This is a genomic window from Polystyrenella longa (assembly GCF_007750395.1).
In the GTDB taxonomy this organism is placed as follows: Bacteria; Planctomycetota; Planctomycetia; order Planctomycetales; family Planctomycetaceae; genus Polystyrenella; species Polystyrenella longa.
Map to the genome: position 1 here is coordinate 5135654 of NZ_CP036281.1, position 17478 is coordinate 5153131.

10 protein-coding genes are annotated in these 17478 nt (G+C 51.8%); 6 read left to right on the top strand and 4 right to left on the bottom strand.

What is annotated here, in order from left to right; all coding sequences use genetic code 11:
- Positions 1–506 precede the first annotated feature (506 nt).
- The 5 genes from Pla110_RS19040 to Pla110_RS19060 all read left to right on the top strand — a co-directional run bounded on the left by Pla110_RS19040 (position 507) and on the right by Pla110_RS19060 (position 9777).
- Positions 507–3635, top strand: coding sequence for a DUF2309 domain-containing protein (locus Pla110_RS19040; protein ID WP_231742622.1), 3129 nt, complete (start codon positions 507–509; stop codon positions 3633–3635).
- Positions 3636–3696: 61 nt separating this feature from the next.
- Positions 3697–5088 carry a proton-conducting transporter transmembrane domain-containing protein gene (locus Pla110_RS19045; RefSeq protein WP_144998155.1) on the top strand — a complete coding sequence of 464 codons (1392 nt, stop codon included), beginning with the start codon at positions 3697–3699 and terminating at the stop codon, positions 5086–5088.
- Positions 5088–6590, top strand: coding sequence for a proton-conducting transporter transmembrane domain-containing protein (locus Pla110_RS19050; RefSeq protein WP_144999768.1), 1503 nt, complete (start codon positions 5088–5090; stop codon positions 6588–6590). Before Pla110_RS19045 ends, Pla110_RS19050 begins: the two co-directional genes overlap by 1 nt.
- Before the next feature lie 93 nt (positions 6591–6683).
- Positions 6684–8693: a SulP family inorganic anion transporter gene (locus Pla110_RS19055; protein ID WP_144998157.1), complete on the top strand. Its 2010-nt coding sequence runs from the start codon at positions 6684–6686 to the stop codon at positions 8691–8693.
- A 214-nt stretch (positions 8694–8907) separates the two neighbouring features.
- Entirely contained in the window at positions 8908–9777 is an 870-nt protein-coding gene (locus Pla110_RS19060; protein ID WP_144998159.1) for a hypothetical protein, read from the top strand.
- A 54-nt stretch (positions 9778–9831) separates the two neighbouring features.
- Here Pla110_RS19060 and aroE read toward each other — a convergent pair whose 3' ends face one another.
- Both aroE and ilvD read right to left on the bottom strand, forming a co-directional pair.
- Positions 9832–10689, bottom strand: coding sequence for a shikimate dehydrogenase (gene aroE / locus Pla110_RS19065; RefSeq protein ID WP_144998161.1), 858 nt, complete (start codon positions 10687–10689; stop codon positions 9832–9834).
- Between the two features lie 67 nt (positions 10690–10756).
- A complete protein-coding gene (gene ilvD / locus Pla110_RS19070; protein WP_144998163.1) occupies positions 10757–12439 on the bottom strand; it encodes a dihydroxy-acid dehydratase in 1683 nt (560 codons plus the stop codon).
- A gap of 567 nt (positions 12440–13006) precedes the next feature.
- Here ilvD and Pla110_RS19075 point away from each other — a divergent pair.
- Positions 13007–14986 carry a sigma-54 interaction domain-containing protein gene (locus tag Pla110_RS19075; protein WP_144998165.1) on the top strand — a complete coding sequence of 660 codons (1980 nt, stop codon included), beginning with the start codon at positions 13007–13009 and terminating at the stop codon, positions 14984–14986.
- A 37-nt stretch (positions 14987–15023) separates the two neighbouring features.
- Here the strand turns inward: Pla110_RS19075 and Pla110_RS19080 are convergent, their stop codons facing one another.
- Positions 15024–16424: a UTP--glucose-1-phosphate uridylyltransferase gene (locus Pla110_RS19080; protein ID WP_197440298.1), complete on the bottom strand. Its 1401-nt coding sequence runs from the start codon at positions 16422–16424 to the stop codon at positions 15024–15026.
- Between the two features lie 219 nt (positions 16425–16643).
- A complete protein-coding gene (locus Pla110_RS19085; protein WP_144998169.1) occupies positions 16644–17465 on the bottom strand; it encodes a TrmH family RNA methyltransferase in 822 nt (273 codons plus the stop codon).
- Between the last annotated feature and the right edge of the window lie 13 nt (positions 17466–17478).

Below are 17478 nucleotides of genomic sequence, written 5' to 3' on the forward strand. Positions count from 1 at the left end.
ACCCTTCGAGACTCCCCTCACAAATCCTACGATTTTCAAACGCAATCAGCCATCATCACTTAATGACTGCATCTCATTGCAGGGTCACTGCAAAACTCTGCAGAACCTTCGAAGCTCGCGAAGCCAGCGAGAGTGTACCGGGCCAACGAGTCTTTATTTTTTGAAAAAACTGCAGGAACGCCTATCTGATAAATCTCTCACGATCGACGTTCAGAATAAGGCTTTTTGAGACTGTACTACTTACTCTGATGGGTCTCCCTACCTATTGCTGCTTGACCACTCGGTAGCGAGGTCAACTTTGGCATGAGTCTTGCCTTTGTCGGTAAGGTTCGGGAAGGATTCCGCTCCGTATCTATCCCGATTATCGATAAGCCCGCCACGGACACCCCTGTCCTCTAACCTGATTTAGTTGAGTTCCTCTTTTCACCTGCCGTTCTCCTTTCCACGCTGAAGCCAAACTCGCCGGTTACTGATCCCCAGCACTCTCGATGAAAGATTCGTTGAACGTGACATCCACTACTCAGGACAATCATTTCACGACCGAGTCCGATGTTCGACCTCATCGACTGGCCGATCTTCAACATCAAATTGAACATGCAGCACACCTGCTTCCGTCGCAAGGACCCATCACCGCTTTCGTTCACCACAATACTCTTCACGCTTTTGAACAGCGTCCCTTCGAAGAAGGAATCCGTAAAGGGGGCGAACTCTGGAACTGCCACGCGTACTTATCCGAAGAAAAGTATCGGGAAGAATTCGAGAGAGATCGAATTCGCACGAGTGATCTCGAAGCCGTCCTAAGGGAGGAACTGAAGGAAGAAGCAGACCAACCCTTAATTGCTTCCGTGATGCGGTTTGAGCTTCGACTGGCGATGTTACGGAACCGTCTCTACGACGGAGACCCAGCCGAGCTGAACTGGGTGATCGCGGAAACCGATGCATTACGACAGTTCCGATCAGACGTACCGAACGCCACACGGACGCATCTGATTGAATCAACCCGTCATTGGATCATGCGGGATCGTAAAGAAGTCTTCAGTGTGGGCAATAAGGCGAACTTGCTCTCGGAAAATATGGGTCGGTTCACGCAACGTAGCATGGAACATTGGACGGACAAGAACTGGGAATCTTTTCTGTTGAACTCGTTGTGGAATATCTGTTACTCCGGTGTAAAAAATGTAGAAAAACAACTGGCGCACGCACCTCTACCAGAGATCCATCTGCCTCGTCATCGCAATTTACTGCTGGAGGCCACCGGAGAAGACACTGATCTTCGAGTACATGATCTGTTAATTCGATTCTGCTCAGCATTTCTTGACCAGGGATTTGCTGACTGGCATCTTCCCCATCGTGAGCGGGGTATCTACAAATCATTTTTACAGCTGTACGGTAAACCCTTTGCACCTCCAGTCGACTGGTATCAGAATCTACAGCGGGAATCTTCGAGATTACTCGAAGAGAATCTGGATCCCCTCGAATCAATCGAAGAATCGCTCCAACTGCTGGGCGTTAGAGAGGAGGAACGAGAAGAGTTCCTTACTCAATCTGTCGTCGCTTTGCGGGGTTGGTTCGGGATGGTGTGGCAGATGGAAACAGAAGCTGAATGGATGCCGCACCCGGCCCCCAAAGGCAGTCTGGTGGAACTGCTGGCGATCCGCTTGATGCTCGATCGACTTGCCATTGAAGAGGTTTCCAGAGAACAGCTGCACTTTGAGGGTCCTTTGAATGAAGTCCGAACCGACGCTCTAAAACGAATTTCTCGACTTGACCCCGACCAGGTGATACAGAAAGCATTCGTGGTTTTCCAACTCGCTCAGGTCTGTGGCTGGAAACCGGAAGACCTGTACCAGTTCAACGATTCGCAATGGTTGATTCTCTTAAGAGAGATCGATGCTTTTTCAAGTTTTGAACGACGCCGCCTGTTTCATCAAGCCTACGAGCGTCGTTACCGCAACGATACATTAGACGCGTTGATCAATCACCGGCGTAAACGGAAAGAATCAGAAACAACAAAAGAAGACCAGAAAGCGTCCTTCCAGATTTTGTGTTGTATTGACGACCGTGAAGAATCATTCCGACGACATCTTGAAGAAGTCGAACCAGCCTGTGAGACATTCGGACTCGCGGGATTTTATGGCGTCGCCATGTATTACCGTGGTTCATCCGATGCCCATTACAAGCCACTTTGTCCAAACACCATCAAGCCCAAACATTATGTGGAAGAGACTCCGCTGTACTCGTTACAGCAGGAAGATCGTCGTCGTGCGGAAACTCGCCGCCGGATTGGCCTGCTGACTCACCAGACCCACCGGGGCTCACGTTCACTTCTTGGTGGCTTGCTTACTGGCCTGATGGGATCTCTCGCCGCGTTTCCACTCGTCGCTCGTATCCTGTTCCCCAGAAGCACTGCTCAGTTCCGCAAGCTGTATGGAAAAATGGTCGAAACGAGGTTCACGGAACTACGATTAGAACGGGCCCCTCAAGACTCGACAGATGATGGCCATACTCATGGTTACACGATTGAGGAGATGGCAAATATCGTTGAAGGCGGCATGAGGGCCATCGGCTTAACCAGTTCAATGCGATATTCCGACCTGATCATCATCTGCGGTCACGGCTCCGGTAGCATCAACAACCCTCATGAATCGGCCTATAACTGCGGAGCTTGCAGCGGTAGCCGGGGCGGTCCGAATGCCCGCGCCTTCGCCAAGATGGCCAACGACAACAGGGTCCGAGAAATTCTGAAACAACGTGACTTCCTGATCCCTGCTGGCACACTGTACGTCGGCTGTTACCACAACACGTGTGACGATTCCATTACCTGGTTCGATCTGGACGCCATTCCCGTGGGTCATCGAAAAAATTTCGAACATGCTCGCGATCAGATCAACGTGGCTCGCAAACGGAATGCACACGAACGTTGTCGCCGCTTTGAATCGGCCGAACTCGATAGCTCCTTTGAAGAAGCATTAAAGCATGTCGAAACCCGGGCACAGGACCTGTCTCAGGTTCGTCCTGAATATAACCATGCGACGAACGCCCTGACCTTCGTTGGAAGAAGAGAGTGGAGTCGCGGTCTGTTTGTCGACCGCCGGGCATTCCTCTCTTCCTATGACCCATCCACCGACGATGCCGAAGGACACATTCTGGAGCGGAGTTTGCAGGCCGTGATTCCTGTTTGTGCCGGTATCAGCCTGGAATATTACTTCTCCACAGTGGACGTCGAAGGTTATGGCTGTGGTTCCAAACTACCGCATAATGTCGCCTCACTCCTCGGGGTGATGTCGGGAGCTTCCAGCGATTTACGTCCCGGGCTGTCGGCCCAGATGGTTGAAATCCACGAACCGATGCGAAATCTCTTCGTCATTGAATCGACCGTAGAAGTCATGTCACGGATTATCGAGGAGAACGCAGGAATCAAACAACTCGTCAACGGAGGTTGGGTACAGCTGGCAATATTCGAACCAGAGACCGGTCGAATTCAGCACTACCGCGATCATCAATTTACTGACTACCAACCGGAGTCGACCGACCTTCCGACGGTCGATTCTTCCTGCAAGTGGTATCGAGGCTGGCGAGATCATCTCGGCTTCGCGTCGATTTCCGCTCCACCATCGCAGACAACCGTTTCCTGAAATTGGATTTGTCGCCGCCCACCGGACATATTTAGTTTCCCCTTCTATTGATCGATAACCGATGACCCTCGATTTACTGTTACAAATATTCGGAACCTGCGTTATCGCCTGTCCTGCGATACTGCTGTTCGTGTTTGGTCTGTCGACATTGCTCGGTTTTCCACTCAGCGAAAGAGTACTGTCACGTCTGACTGAAGTCTGTGTTTTATTCGGGCTATTTTCGGCCGTCTCTGTCTTAGCTTTAATGTTGCTGTACGACTTGCGGCATGTTCCGATCGAAATTGGAAACTGGGTCCTGATTGATGAGGAACATTTCCATTTCAATCTGAAATTCGTCTTCGACCGACTCTCCGTTCCCTTTGTGATTCTGACCTACGTGCTCTGCGGTACGATTGGGGCATTCACTTCTCGTTACTTACATCGTGAGCCCGGTTTCAATCGTTTCTTCAACTTCTACGCCCTGTTCATGCTGGGCATGGTTGTCTCCTCGTTGGCTGGGACGATTGAATCGTTATTTCTGGGTTGGGAACTGGTCGGTCTGTCCTCTGCACTCCTGGTCGCCTTCTTTCATGAACGAGTCAACCCGATACGGAATGGATTGCGGGTCTGGTCCGTTTATCGAATCGCCGATGCCGCCTTCCTGGTCGCCGCGATTACCTTACATCACCTTACGGGAGCAGGCGACTTCGAGAGCCTGATGGGAACGGGCCCCTGGCCGGAAGGGACGGCAAACATCTCCGAGTCGCACGCCCTCATCGTGGGCCTGTTGTTACTGGTCGCCGCTGCTGGAAAATCGGCTCTCGTTCCCTTTTCCGAATGGCTACCGCGAGCGATGGAAGGCCCGACACCTTCGAGTGCCGTCTTCTACGGTTCCCTATCCGTTCATTTGGGAGCGTTTCTACTGTTGCGTGTCAGCCCCTTGCTGGAAGTCTCTCCGATTCTGAGTGGAGCGGTCATTTTGATTGGACTGCTTTCCGCAATTTATGGAGCCATCACAGCCCGGGTTCAATCCGATGTCAAAAGTGCCCTCGCATTTGCTTCGTTAACTCAGGTCGGCATTATTGTTGTCGAAATCGGACTCGGCTTCCGTTATCTGGCGTTGATCCACATCATTGGCCATGCCTGTTTACGAACGTTGCAATTACTGCGAGCTCCTTCTTTGCTTCAGGATTATCACGAAATGGAAAACGCGATTGGATCGCATCTTCCCCGTGAACAGTCGTTCTGGCATCGCTTTACAACGGAAAAGACCCGTTACTGGTTTTATCGATACTCTTTAGAGCGAGGTTTTCTCGACACGCTGTTGTTCGCGTATCTGGTCCGTCCTTTCACTCTTTTTTTCCAGTGGTGTGATTCGCTCGAACGTCGATGGACAGATTTCCTTTCTGGTGGAGACTCGCGGGAATCCGAGGAGTTAAGACCGCAGCCCTTTTCACCGGAGGACTACCTATGATGCCCGAACTCCATCTACCCTGGCTCGAACTATCAATCCTGCTGCCACTCCTGGGTGCCTGCTGGCTCTGCACGATTCGTAATCCGGAACGTGCACGACGTTTCAGTATTGCTATCACCGCAATTACGTTTGTTTTTTCTTGCGGAGAATGGATCGATTTTATCAGTCTGAAAACGTACGAAGCCCACGATCACTGGGATTTGATTTCGACCTTGTTTGGCCGCAACATCTTTGTCGTCGACGAGTTGAGTGCTCCCCTGTTACCGCTGGGGGCGTTGCTGTACTTCATGACGGTCCTGTCGACCTTACGTACTAAAGTAAACCGGTTCTCGTTTTCCTGGACACTCTTTTCTGAATGTATTCTTCTCGCGACATTAAGCTGCCGCGAACCTTGGGGCGTGATTGCACTCCTCTCCGTCGCCACGATTCCTCCGTGGGTTGAAATGAAATCTCGTTCACGATCCACCCGTGCTTATACATTGCATATGAGTCTGTTTGTCGTCCTGATGATCGTTGGTCAACTCACGCTCGATCTATCGACGAGCGTCTTCATGACAACAGTTGCCGGAGCCATTCTGACTGCCGCAGCCTTGGTACGAACTGGCGTATTGCCGCTGCATTGCTGGATCACCGACCTGTTTGAAAAAGTGACCTTCGGAACCGCTCTGCTCTACGTCACTCCCATGACGGGGGCTTACCTGGTGATGCGTCTTATTCTGCCAATCGCCCCTGACTGGGCGTTACAGAGTATCGCCGTAGTCTCGCTGGTAACTGCGGTCTACGCCGGAGGAATGGCGTTGATCCAACAGGAAGCCCGCCGGTTCTTCTGTTATTTGTTTCTCAGCCACTCCTCGCTGGTCCTTGTCGGATTGGAACTGGCGACATCTGTAGGATTAACGGGGGCACTGTGTGTCTGGTTGTCAGTCGGATTATCCTTGGCTGGCTTTGGACTGACCTTACGCTGCGTCGAAGCCCGACGTGGTCGAATTTCACTTGCTGAATACCAGGGGTTATACGAACACACGCCCATCCTGGCCGCCTTCTTCATGATCACAGGTCTCGCCTCCATCGGCTTTCCCGGAACCATCGGCTTCATCGGTACCGAACTTCTGATCGAAGGAGCCGTCGACGTTTACCCTCTCGTAGGTACGTTCGTCGTGATCGCCGCCGCATTGAATGGCATCGCGATTCTCTCTGCCTACTTCCGCATATTCACAGGTAACACGATTACGACAACTCTAACATTGAAAGCAAGACCGGCTGAGCGAATTGCGGTGCTTGTATTAGCGGCGCTCATTCTGGGAGGCGGCCTGTACCCGCAGCCGGGTGTCGAATCCCGGTATCACGCGGCGAAATCGTTAATGACTCGGCGCCAGGAAAATCTGAATCGACAAACACAAATCACTAACGACTGGGAACAGGCTCCCACTCAACAGGACTATCAAAACAGACTCACCCACGAAAACCGTCCCGCAATCTCCACCATGTTAATTACTCCTTGATATTCAGTTGAAGATCTCTCCGAGAGTTTGATTTCAATTCACTCAAATACTGTTCCTTTCTTTCTGAATAGAATCCTTTACCGGAACCCGCCCATGCCCACGACGTCAAACAATGGTCAACCGAAACCTAAGGGAAATGCTGCCGGTTTTTCTCAGTACTTCATGAAAGATCTCATTTCCGGTTTTCTGGTTTTCCTGATCGCTCTCCCGTTATGCCTGGGGATCGCTTCCGCAAGTGGGTTTCCTCCCATTGCCGGTATCTTTACGGCGATCATTGGGGCTTTAGTCACCACCTTCATCAGTAACAGCGAACTCACCATCAAAGGGCCTGCGGCTGGTTTGATTGTGATCGTCATCGGTTGCATCGAGGAGTTCGGTGGCAATGGTATGACGGGCGGTTGGACGGAAGCGGATGCAATGGCTTACAAAGCCGCCTTGGCTGTCGGTGTGGTCGCGGCCATATTCCAGATTCTGTTTGGCATCTTTCGGGCAGGAATTCTTGGCGAATTCTTCCCCGCCTCCGCCGTGCACGGCATGCTGGCCGCCATTGGCGTCATCATCATTGTCAAACAGATTCCAGTCGCACTGGGTGTAGCCGCTTCGGGTTCGCCCTTGCATATGATGCAAGAAATACCGACGTACTTTACTCAGATGAATCCGGCCATTGCCGCGATCGGTCTCACGAGTATTGCCATCATGTTTCTCTGGCCGTTAGCCGGTAAACAAGTTAGCGGTTTAAAAAAGGTCCCCAGCCCGATCATCGTATTGGCTGTCGCAATCCCCATGGGAATGTATTTCAACCTGACCAGCGAACATGACTACGTCTTGGGAAGCAATACCTATCACCTGGACGATCATTTCCTCGTTGACATGCCGGGTGAGATGTTCGGCATGATGAAGGACATTACCTTTCCAGACTTCACTGCGTTAAAGCAGCCCTTCGCCTGGAAATGGGTCTTCATGTTTTTCATCATCGGTAGTCTTGAATCTCTCCTGAGTGCCAAGGCTGTCGATTTACTCGACCCCTGGAAACGAAAAACAAACCTGGACCGAGACATGCTCGCGGTGGGCGTGGGTAACTGCTGTGCCGCGTTCGTCGGTGGTCTTCCCATGATCTCCGAGATTGTTCGATCCCGGGCCAATATCGACAACGGTGCCCGCACCCGCTTCGCCGATATGTGGCACGGGCTCTTCCTGCTGCTCTGTGTGGCCTTTATCCCCATGTTCTTACACCTGATTCCCAACGCCGCCCTCGCTGCGATGCTGGTCTACACAGGAACTCGACTTGCCCATCCGACCGAGTTCATGAACGTCTATCGAATCGGAAAAGAACAGCTGTTGATTTTCGTCACTACACTGGTGGCGGTACTGGCGACCGACCTGCTTATCGGGATCATTATCGGAATTTTACTCAAAATGACCATTCATGTTCTCAATGGAGTCGCTTTGAACTCACTCTTCAAACCGTTTCTTGAAGTGCAGAATGTGGATGAAAACACGAGCCTGATTGTCGCCCATCAGTCGGCTGTCTTCAGCAACTGGATTCCCTTCCGCCGTCAGATTGAACAGATTGGCCTGGTACAACGGCGAAACCTGATCATCGATGTCTCCAATGCTAAACTGGTTGATCATAGCGTCATGGAAAAACTGGAGGAAATGGAACAAACATTCGAGCAGGAAGGTCTTCACTTCGAAGTCCGAGGTCTCGACACACTCCAACCTTTCACTGAAAACGCGCACGCCGCTCGCAAGCGAGGCTTGGCAACCGTTAAACGGATTACCGTAGTAGCGGATGAGTCACTACGGGAAATGCTGGAGAACGAGTTCGTCCGTTGCGGAGCGACCGGTTACACCACGTTCCCCTGCACCGGAAAAGGGCTGACGCAACTCGTTAACGATGACGACTCTAATCCGAACCAGTATCGAATCGAAGTGATTGTGCCTTTCGCCGTTTGCGAAACAATTCTCGGATATCTGCGAACGGAAGTTTTGCCGAAATACCACGTTACCACTTGTGTCGAGACGGTAGAGGTCGTGAAGGCGAACCAGTTCGCACCCGTCACACAAGAGATTCAAGTGGAGTTAATTACTCCACACAGCTAAGCACGATTCACTATCGTACTTCAAACGTGTTCTTCCGTTTGAATGTAGGTCACCCCTGGTAATTGCCGTACTCTGGGGGTGGCCTTTTTTTATAGCTTCCTCTTTTTAACTGACAGCGGCTGAAATTTGCATGACAGGGATTGAGCGTGATCAAGGACTGTCTGATACAATAGAACGGAACTTCTTTTCCTCTTCCGTGGGAACACCGTCCATTATGTCCTCTTCCTCAGCTATCGTTCTGGACCGCGAAGAATATGTCGAACAGGCGTATTTCTTCAAAAGTTACAGCGAACGCCTGACCAATAATCTGCCTGCACAGGAAATTCTGGCAAGCATCAGCGAAGAGCTACTGACGACGACCAATCTCCCCAAGGCGATCGAGTTCCTGACTGGGGAAATCCTGCTGAAGGGGAAAATCAGCGATGGCATGAAGCGGCTTCCTCACTACTTCACCCCTTTTCAAACCTATGTGATGGACCGAGCCGAAGACGATATCTCCCGGTTCGACATCTCAATCGCATTGCACATCCTGCACAAACTGGCGGAATACATGTCGGAAAGTCCGACGCGGCCTGGCCTGTTTATATATCAGTTCGAATGTCTGGCCCGTAACCGAATGGGTTATGACGCCGGAATGCTGGCGATCTCGCAAGATCCCTCTTTCGACGAAGACTGGAAACTCTGGCTGAGCCGAATTCGGTTTCAGTTGGGAGAACATGACTTCAGCGATTTGATCTACTTTCGGTCGGAACATTACGTCGATGAGCGACGGCACCGCAGCCGGGAACCTGACTTTAAACCAAGCTACACCATCTTCTTCAGTAAACAGGAAGGCCGGATCGCTAAAGCGAATCAAGGGAAAGATCCGCTGTATATGTTCTCGGCCCTGCAGAGGCAGTTGAATTATCCCAAGGTCCCGCGTCTCCAAACGAAGACAACTGAATCGCCTATTCACCCCGCCCTGGAACAACGGTTACTCCGTTTAGAACAGCGAATGCAGCTCCTCGAATCGGAAGCCAAAGACGATTTCGATTTGAGCCAGTTTTACGTGCAGGGCAATACACCACCACCCACTGAAGATTAAACCAGCTAGCATTAAACCCGCCCTGGGGAGGCAGCACTACAACAGGCCAAGCGATTACGCCTCGAAGACGTCTTCCAACGCTTTCCGCATGACGCTGGTGTCCGGATCTACTCCCGTCCAGAGCTTGAATCCGATGACACCCTGATTGACCAGCATGCCAAGACCATCAAGCGTGGTGCAGCCGATCTTTTCGGCTTCTTTCATCAGCCAGGTTCGCGGAGGATTGGGAATGACATCGGCAACGACCATCTCTGGAGTGAGCGTCGAAAGATCCACAGCAACTTTGGCATCGACATCAGGATAGAGGCCGATCGAAGTCGAGTTAATCACGATATCCGTCCCAGCGGGAACCTGATAGTCCCCGTCCCACTTGACGAATTCCGCTGCACAGTCGGTTTTATCGTTGATCAGTTTGGCGAGTGCTTCGCCTCGTTCTACAGAGCGATTCACGATGGTGATTTTCGTGACCCCTGCGAACGCGGTTTCCACCGCCATCGCGCGGGCCGCTCCGCCCGCACCGAACATTACGATTGATTTGCCCTTCGGATTCGTCACCGACTTCAGCGATTCGACGAACCCTTTCCCATCAGTATTGTCGCCGACAAGTTCATCCCCATCTCGAATGATGCAGTTCACCGCTCCCATCACAGAAACGGCTTCACTGACCCGGTCCAGGTACTGAATCACTTCGACCTTATGTGGAATAGTCAAATTCCCCCCCCGAAAGTTCATCGCCCTCATCCCGGCCACGGCGGCTTCGAGATCTTGAGGGTAAACTTCGATCGTCAGGTATCGCCATTCCAGGTTGTGATGCTGGAATGCGGCTTCAATCATCGCTTGCGTGGGGTTTTCCGCGACAGGATGACCGAAGACGCAGGTTATTTCCTGTTTGAAATTAAGGGGTTCCGACATGACAACAACTTTCCGATCCGAGGCGCAATTGAAGAATACGTAATGTCCGTTGGAAGACGAATCCGTATTACTCGTCCGTAACACAACCTTCGGAAGCGGTTTTCACGTTCTTGATATATTTGTAAAGCGTACCGCGAGTGTATTTGTACGGAGGAGCCGTCCATTTGTCTCGACGTTTCTGAAGCTCTTCATCAGTAACATCAATGTTGATCTCATTCTTTTCAGCATCAACAGTAATCTTGTCTCCATCTTCAACCAAAGCAATTGGTCCACCGACCTGTGCTTCTGGAGTGACGTGCCCCACAATAAATCCGTGGGAACCACCAGAGAAACGACCATCCGTCAACAGAGCCACATCGTTGCCGAGTCCGGCTCCCATAATGACCGAGGTGGGAGTCAACATTTCCGGCATGCCCGGTCCCCCTTTGGGCCCTTCGTAGCGAATGATGATCACATCCCCTTTCTGCACGACTTTGTCTTCCACCGCTTTTAACATCAGTTCTTCGGAGTCGAAACAGCGAGCCGTTCCATTGAAGACAAGACCTTCCTTGCCAGTAATTTTGGCGACCGATCCTTCCGGAGCCATGTTGCCTCGCAAAATTTGTAGGTGACCTGTTTTCTTGATTGGTTTGTCGAGCGGCTGGATCAGGTCCTGATCTTCCGGCAGACCGGGCAGATCAGCAATGTTCTCGGCTAATGTCCGACCGGTAACTGTTTTGCAATCACCGTTAATCAAACCATTTTCCAACAGGAATTTCAGCACGGCAGGGGTTCCCCCAATATCGTGCAGGTCTTCCATTACATAACGACCACTCGGTTTCAGGTCGGCGATGAAGGGAATGCGATCGGAGACTTTCTGGAAGTCATCGATCGTCAGATCGACTTCGACCGAGCGAGCAATGGCGATCAGGTGCAATACGGCGTTGGTCGATCCCCCCAGGGCCATCGTCAAGACCATGGCATTTTCAAACGCTTCGCGGGTCATGATGTCGCGTGGTTTCAAATCGAGTTCCAGCAGCGTGCGAATGGCGGCACCCGCGTTTAAACATTCCTGAATCTTACGAGGATCGACAGCCGGAATAGAGGAACTGTAGGGTAAGGTCATTCCCATCGCTTCAATGGCGGAGGCCATCGTGTTCGCCGTGTACATTCCACCGCAGGCACCTGCACCAGGACAACTTTTCTTCACAATCTCTTTACGTTCTTCGTCAGAGATCGACCCCGAAAGGTATTCGCCATAGGCCTGGAAGGCAGACACGATGTCGAGTTTTTTCTGATTGAAGCAACCTGGTTTGATAGTCCCCCCATAAACCATCAGCGAAGGACGATTCAATCGGCCCATGGCGATCAGACAACCGGGCATGTTTTTGTCGCAACCCGGGAGAGAGATGTTAGCATCGTACCATTGGGCTCCCATGACCGTTTCGATGGAATCAGCGATCAAATCGCGAGACTGCAGCGAGTAGGACATACCGCTGGTTCCCATTGAGATTCCGTCACTGACGCCGATCGTGTTGAAGCGCAGGCCGACCAACCCGGCAGCCGTCACACCTTCTTTGACCTTAGCAGCGAGGTCATTCAGGTGCATGTTACAGGTGTTGCCCTCGTACCAGACCGAGGAAATCCCGACCTGGGCTTTGTTCATGTCCTCTTCTGTCATGCCGGTGCCGTATAGCATGGCCTGAGACGCACCCTGAGAGCGAGGTTGAGTGATTTGAGCGCTAAATTTATTCAACTGTGGGTCGGTCATCTTGTCTACTTTCGATCAATGCTGGGTGGAGGAGTCTCTGCTGGATGTTTTGATGGATATTTTACGCCTCCATGCCGTGGTCGTTGGCACGAATGATTCTCATAAACGAGGCTATTTTTACTCTTCCGGAAACGAGTCATCATCCCCTCACAGGCCGAACCCGTCAACCGTTCCAAGGGCCAGAGACGATGAATTCGCTGTCCGAATTCCCGACAGGACACCTATCTGGAACCCTAAGTTCGCAACTTAAGAGGCAGAATTGGAAATGAAGCCTTCATCAGAGCACAATATCAGCGCACAACTGTTATCGATCCGATTCGTTCAGCCCGAACATTGGAACCAAGTCGACGCTGGGGAGTCTACGCATAATAAAAACCTATAGTAGGATACAGCAACCAGACTTCTGATTCACAGGCCGCGTCGGATTTCTCACGGGTTTGACTTCTCAACAACCAGAAGGATGATATCATTGTGATACACACTAAGATGAAACCGAATCTTAGCGAGTCGTTTAGTTATCCAGTTGGTAACCACTCGCGATCTTCAGACGTCAGGATTGGCCCCTTCATGTCACAATCTGGTTCCCCCCGTTGGATGAGCTGGCGAAGTTTAAGATGGAACAGCGAGATGGAGCAATTGGGCTCGATCGTCCAGTTCTGCGACCGCATGCTGCAATTCCTTTGCGATTCTTCCACTTCCGATGAGTTCCTCAAACAACTTCTCCCGGAGATGGCCACTGAATTTTCCGCTCAGCGAATCTGCCTCTGGCAACGCACTCCCAAATGGAAATTACTGACTGAATTAGGCCGGGCCGGAAGCGACGAGCCCGATTTGCGTCAGTTTGAGGAAATCCTCGATCGGGGCGAATCCAGCTTCAACGCTCAGGGAACAGTTCCCTCCCTGATGGTTCCTCTGGAAATGGGCGCCGGAAATTCGCTTGTCCTCGTCATGGAGGGTAATCGGGTCGACTCCAGCATGCTCGAGAGTTCCGTCGCCTGTGGCCGTTTTCTCTCACACTGTCTCCAATTGATCAACAGTGGTGACAGCCTGGGTGATGAAATTTTCCAGCTACAGAAAATGCTGGAAGTTGTCTCCCGGTTGCCCATGATTCATGAAACACAAAAGCTGCTCGAATACCTGGCCGAAAGTGCCACTGAGCTGGTCGACTGCGACCGGGCGAGTATTTTTGTCTGGAGCAAAGAGAGCAGCGAAATCACTGCCTGCCCTGCATTGGGAGTGGAAGGAAACACCCTGCGTCTGCCTGACAACGTCGGTATCGTGGGTGAAGTCATTCATTCAGGTCGGACCATCCGCGTCGATGACGTCTCTCACGACGAACGCTTCCACGGAAAAGTCGATAAAACCAGTGGCTACCAGACGCGCAACCTGCTTTGCGTGCCGCTGCGGGGAAGTGACAACGAAATCATTGGGGCTTTTGAAGTTATCAACAAGAACGAAGGACTCTTCACTGCTGCCGATGAGCAATTTCTGTTGCGCATCGCCCCCCATGCGGCTGCCGCAATTGTGAACACGAAAGAGCATGAAACACTCACCCGTAGCCGGGCTAACCTGGAAGAACAGGTCACCAGAGGGGTTCGTCTCATTGGAGAGAGCCCGGCGATTGAAGCCTTACGGAATACCGTCGATCGTCTAGCCGCCACTGACCTGCCCGTATTGATTCTGGGTGAAAGTGGAACGGGTAAGGAAGTCGTTTCGACCTCTCTCCATTACCTCGGTCCACGGGCCAAACATCCTTTCGTCGCCGTGAACTGTGCCGCGATTGCCGAAACATTATTGGAGAGCGAACTCTTCGGCCACATCAAGGGAGCCTTCACCGATGCCAGCGAAAATCGGAAGGGCAAATTTGAACTCGCAGAAGGAGGAACGATCTTCCTCGATGAAATCGGCGACATGAGTCTGGGTGGCCAGGCCAAGCTGTTGCGGGTACTGGAACAGAAAGTAGTCACGCCCGTAGGTGGCTCGCAGAATATTCCAATTAACGTGCGAATCGTCGCCGCCACGAACGCCAATCTGCTGGAGTCTGTTCGGGAAAAGAAATTCCGGGAAGACCTCTACTATCGCCTGAGTGTTGTCACCCAGCACCTGCCCCCGTTACGGGATCGGCCGGAAGACATCCTCCCACTGGCCCAGTTCTTTCTGAAACAGTTCTCGGTACAGGCCCGTCGTCCAGAACTCCGTCTTTCGAGTGAAGCGCGTCTGCGGATGCAGTCTCACAGTTGGCCCGGTAACATTCGCGAATTACGCAACCTGATGGAACGGGTCGCGTTCCTCGCCAATGGTGACCAAGTCGAAGCGGAAGACCTGGCATTCATTCTCAGCCCGGATGAATCGCTTCAGAACGAGCCCTTCCTCGAGCTGGGTCTGAACGATGCAACTTCTTCCTTTCAGCGCGAATTCATCCGTAAATCGGTGAAACGAGTCAACGGCAACATGAGCGAAGCAGCCCGCCTGATGGGACTGCATCGCTCCAACCTGTACCGCAAAATGCGTCATCTCGACATGAATGAAGTTGGCGGCGAACAGTAGCCTCCGCTCTCTTCCCAATCAGTCAACAGTCCGGACTTTACTTGAGGATCACCTCGCCGGAATAGCGAGTTCCGGGTTCGATTTTTCCATCCAAGTCTGCTGGTTCAACGGCGAACAAGGGACTGATTTCAATCGTCGTATCTGACGCAATCTCAGCCCCCGCAGTCGTTAACCAATCCATAGCGATGATCGTCAGCGCTGCTTTGCAGGTTTGGGGCGAGTCATTTCCATCAGCATTTTTGACAGGATTGAATTCCTTCATCCGATCCGCTTCTAATACGAGGGCGTTTTTTGCCATGGGAAGGGCGTCGAAAATGAAGCGTTCAAATTTATACGCGTTTGGCTCAGAGGGAGAGACGAGTTCACCATTCTCTCCCAGGTAAGCGACCTTCTTGTGAGCGACATGGAAGGGCAAACCGTCGGCGGACTCGGCGATCCGTTTGAGGAACGCGACATCAAAGGCGTGAATCGCAGTATTCCCGGCCCAGTGCGTTAGACTTCCATCGTCGTTCAGCTTCTCCGACACTTCTGTCGGCATATCGCTGTATTCAATGATTTGTGTTTCGCCGTCGACATCAACAACCACACCGGTTTTTTCAGCCGCGTCGACCTTGGCAATGACTTTGGTCGACAGTTCCGATTCCCGAAGGGCATGCAGCCCCAGGAAAAGAGGATCCGCAATCGTCGCCGTCGGGTTATCTACCTGATGGTAGTACAGATATTCGATTCCCCGTTTTTCCAGTTCTTCGAAGAGTTCTGCTTTCAATAAGGCTCCCAGCATCCCTCCATGACCATCGGGAGTGACACTTAGGGCTCCCTTTTCAGCGAGCAACAGTTTTCCTGTCTGGTCGTCAACCGCGGGCATCGTTCCCTGTTTGAAAAAAAGGACATCCTTTTCATCGAGCCCGAAATAGTCTTGAGAATGCAGATAACTCCGAGTCTCGGCGTCGGTCGCGTCACTCGTCATGATGAGGTAAGGAATTGGTTTTCCGGCTTGACGAGAACGCGCCTGGACTTGTTCAAACATGATTTGAAAGAGAGTTCGATCCGTAACCGGACCTATTGGATACATCCCCTTGGGCTGATCAAACCCAAGCCGGGTCCCCTGCCCTCCCGCGACGAGCACGACACCGACCTTACCAGCGGCGAGCAATTCGCGACCTTTTTTATCTGCTTCGACTGCCAGATCAAAGTTGTTTTCAAGGTCGGCTAACCGGACCAGGTTCCGTGGCGGAGTGGCTCGTTGGGCTTTCTCAGACAGAGGCTCTTCATCCTCGCCTGCTCCCTTATCAAGGAGTCGACTGATCAGCTCGAAGTCAATCGATTCGAGCTGATTCTGGAACGTCGCCTGTTGTTCCTCGGTTAGTTCACCCCACCATTTCAGCAGGTGTTGTTGATTCGCAGATGCAAGACGTTGTTCGATATCAGCAGCAGGCATAAGGTCTGTTTTCTTTCCCAAGATCATTCTTCAAGGTCCGTTACACCAGTGTGAGCCGCAAGTTCTTACATTAGCGACGGTGAAGACGAAACCAGTTTAATGGAAATGGAGGGACGACCTGCTTATCTTAACGGATTGACTGTGCTGAAAAAACTAGCGAATGCTTGCCCTTTAAAGATTCTTCACAGGAAGAAACTGATCACTTCCGCTGGTGTACAGTTAGCGAGCGACGCGAGTGTAATGATACAGGAAAATCCCCGCGGAAAGGGCCACATTCAGGGAATCGGTTCCTTCATCCATTGGGATCGTCACTTGCCGATCCGCGATTTCCAGCCAGCGTGGATCGAGACCAGTCGCTTCATTTCCAAATATCAGAATCAATCGTTCTGCACGAGATTCCTCCATCAGAGGCTCAGCGCGATCATCCAAAACGGTTGCGGCGACTTCATATTCCCACTCGGTTTTCAACCCTTTTAACGTCTCCTGAAGATCGGCAGGTTGGATGATGGGCAGGGAAAAGATATTTCCCATCGAGACGCGAATGGAACGTCTGGAAAAAGGATCCGTACACTGGTCCCCCACCAGCAAGGCATCCGCACCAAAAGCGCGAGCTAAACGAATCATCGTCCCCAGGTTATCCGGGTCTGCAATATGAGGACATGCGAGAAGCAAACTGCGGCGTCCTGGTTCAGGCTCTGCTAGTTTCTGTTCCTGTTTACGAAGTCCGCAAGCCAGAAAACCATGATGAAAGTCGAACCCCACCAACGATTGCATCAATTCGTGAGGGAGCACCATCAGTGAAACGCGATCAAGATATTCTTCCGGGAAGAGATGCCGTTTTTTCTCGCTGACGAGCACCGACTCGATTGGGAAGTCGGACTGCAGCAAACGCTCCACGACAAACCGGCCTTCGGCGACGAATATTTCCTGGCGGCGAGACTGGTTGGTCAGTTTCAGATCTCGATACGGCTCCAAGCGTGGATCATCGAGATCATTTAGAAAAGACTCAGTCATGGGAAGGTTATAAGCGGGGGGGGGCATCAGTGGAGCGATA

What these genes read in the sequence shown, in the direction of transcription:
- Pla110_RS19045 (WP_144998155.1), top strand. Translation starts at nt 3,697, where the DNA reads ATGACCCTCGATTTACTGTTACAAATATTCGGAACCTGCGTTATCGCC.
- Pla110_RS19060 (WP_144998159.1), top strand. Translation starts at nt 8,908, where the DNA reads ATGTCCTCTTCCTCAGCTATCGTTCTGGACCGCGAAGAATATGTCGAA.
- aroE (WP_144998161.1), bottom strand. Translation starts at nt 10,689, where the DNA reads ATGTCGGAACCCCTTAATTTCAAACAGGAAATAACCTGCGTCTTCGGT.
- Pla110_RS19085 (WP_144998169.1), bottom strand. Translation starts at nt 17,465, where the DNA reads ATGCCCCCCCCCGCTTATAACCTTCCCATGACTGAGTCTTTTCTAAAT.
- ilvD (WP_144998163.1), bottom strand. Translation starts at nt 12,439, where the DNA reads ATGACCGACCCACAGTTGAATAAATTTAGCGCTCAAATCACTCAACCT.
- Pla110_RS19055 (WP_144998157.1), top strand. Translation starts at nt 6,684, where the DNA reads ATGCCCACGACGTCAAACAATGGTCAACCGAAACCTAAGGGAAATGCT.
- Pla110_RS19080 (WP_197440298.1), bottom strand. Translation starts at nt 16,424, where the DNA reads ATGCCTGCTGCTGATATCGAACAACGTCTTGCATCTGCGAATCAACAA.
- Pla110_RS19050 (WP_144999768.1), top strand. Translation starts at nt 5,088, where the DNA reads ATGCCCGAACTCCATCTACCCTGGCTCGAACTATCAATCCTGCTGCCA.
- Pla110_RS19075 (WP_144998165.1), top strand. Translation starts at nt 13,007, where the DNA reads ATGTCACAATCTGGTTCCCCCCGTTGGATGAGCTGGCGAAGTTTAAGA.